This window comes from Paracoccus sp. S4493 (assembly GCF_000967735.1).
In the GTDB taxonomy this organism is placed as follows: Bacteria; Pseudomonadota; Alphaproteobacteria; order Rhodobacterales; family Rhodobacteraceae; genus Paracoccus; species Paracoccus marcusii.
The window spans coordinates 1-636 of sequence record NZ_JXYF01000168.1 but is presented as its reverse complement, the minus strand read 5'-3'; the positions used below and the strand labels follow the sequence as shown (position 1 = coordinate 636).

Here is a 636-nt window from a genome sequence, read left to right as displayed (position 1 = left end):
CTGGCGGCCACGCGTGGCCTGGCCTGGTGGCCGCGCCTGGTGCCGGTGGCGCGGCGGGTGTCGGACGTCTGCCGCGCCATCCCGGAAATCGTCATCGCGCTGGTGCTGATCTTCATCCTGGGCGGCGGCCCGGTCCCCGCCGTCATCGCCATCGTGATCCACACCGCGGGCGCGATGGGCAAGCTGTTCTCCGAAGTGAACGAGAACGTCGACCTGAAACCGGTCGAGGGTCTGGCATCCGTCGGCGCCACGTGGTCGCAGCGCATCTGGCTGGGCGTGTTCCCGCAGGTCGCGCCGAACTATCTGTCCTATGGCCTGCTTCGGCTGGAGGTGAACATCCGCGCATCGGCCATCCTGGGCTTCGTCGGCGCGGGCGGCATCGGATACGAGCTGCGCAACGCGATGACCTTCGGTCAGGGCAAGTTCGATCAGGCGGCGGCGATCTTCCTGCTGCTGTTCATGACCATCGTGGTCGTCGACCAGATCTCGGGCCTGGCCCGCAACCGCCTGACGCACGGGGCCACGGCATGACCACGATGACGCTGCAGGACCGCACCATCCGTATCATGGACCGCAGGCGGCGCATGGCGCTGGCGGTGCCGGCGCTGATCCTGGCCTATCTGGTCTATGCCGCGA

The 636-nt window shown here is 68.1% G+C and carries 1 protein-coding gene; it reads left to right on the top strand.

Annotated features, from left to right (window positions below):
• Nucleotides 1–531, top strand: a 531-nt coding sequence (locus TW83_RS15800) for an ABC transporter permease subunit (protein ID WP_045983741.1), incomplete at its 5' end; no start/stop codon positions are given.
• Nucleotides 532–636 lie beyond the last annotated feature (105 nt).